Origin of the sequence: Actinoallomurus oryzae (assembly GCF_039541955.1) — a bacterium.
GTDB lineage: Bacteria > Actinomycetota > Actinomycetes > Streptosporangiales > Streptosporangiaceae > Actinoallomurus > Actinoallomurus oryzae.
The window spans coordinates 1-1170 of sequence record NZ_BAABHF010000086.1 but is presented as its reverse complement, the minus strand read 5'-3'; the positions used below and the strand labels follow the sequence as shown (position 1 = coordinate 1170).

1 protein-coding gene is annotated in these 1170 nt (G+C 67.9%); it reads right to left on the bottom strand.

The genetic code is table 11. The annotated features are described in order from the left end of the window. A protein-coding gene (locus ABEA10_RS50505) for an IS3 family transposase (RefSeq protein ID WP_345475868.1) occupies positions 1 to 1160 on the bottom strand; the annotation gives its coding sequence in 2 pieces (ribosomal slippage) (positions 1 to 902 and positions 902 to 1160; 1161 coding nt annotated over the 2 pieces). This gene is flagged as partial in the annotation. Between the last annotated feature and the right edge of the window lie 10 nt (positions 1161 to 1170).

Sequence of the window (1170 nt, the reverse complement as noted above, 5' to 3'; positions counted from 1 at the left end):
GGATCGTTGCGTGTATCTCCTCTCGTATTCGGCAGGGCTGAGCATGCCCAGGGTCGAGTGGCGGCGGCGGGGGTTGTAGAACCCTTCGATGAAGTCGAAGCAGGCGGCCTTGGCCTGGGCGCGGGTGGTGAAGTGGTGCCGGTCGAGCAGTTCGGTCTCCAACGTGGCGAAGAAGCTCTCGGTCACGGCGTTGTCGTAGCAGTCCGCGACGCTGCCGGTCGAGGTACGGATGCCCGCTGAGGTGCAGCGGCGGCTGAACGACAGCGACGTATATTGCACCCCCTGATCGCTGTGATGGATCAGCCCGGGGGCGGGCCGACGATTCCATACCGCCATCTCCAGCGCGTCGATGACCAGCTCGGTACGCATGTGGCCGGCCATCGCCCAGCCCACGATCCGCCGGGAGAACACATCCAGCACCACCGCCAGATACAGCCACCCCTCACCCGTCGGCACGTACGTGATGTCCGCCGTCCAGACCCGGTTCGGCGCGGGCGCGGTGAAGTCGCGGTTCACCAGATCATGAGGTGGCACCACCGCCGGGTCACGGCGGGTCAGCCCATGCCGGCGACGCCGGTGCACCCCCTCAAGCCGCGCGGTGCGCATCAGCCGCGCCACCCGCTTGCGCCCGACACGCACGCCGAAGTCATCGCGCAACTCGGCGTGAACGCGCGGAGCACCGTAGGTCTGGCGCGACCGGCTGTGGATCTTCGTGATGGTCTCGATCAGAGCCTGGTCCTGGCGGGCCCGCCGTGAGGGGCCGCGGCTCTTCCAGGCGTAATAGCCCTGGCGCGACACACCCAGCACCCGGGCCAAAAGGGAGACGCCATGGTGTGTCTTCTCCGCATCGATCAGCCGGTACTTCACCTCGGCCGATCCGTCTCCCGCGCGAAGAAAACCGCCGCCTTCTTCAAGATCTCGCGCTCTTCCCGCAGCTGACGGACCTCCCGCCGCAGCCGGGCCAGCTCATCTTTCTCCGCGCTGGTCAACCCGTCCTGGCGGCGGCCGTCATCGCGGTCGGCCTGAGCGACCCAGGTACGGATCGACTGGGCCGTCGGCTCGAACTCCTTGGCCAGGTCCTCGGGCGACCGGCCGGCCCGCACCAGCTCCACCATCTGCCGCCGGAACTCCGGCGGATACGGCGGTCGTGACATCGGCACTTGTGAACTC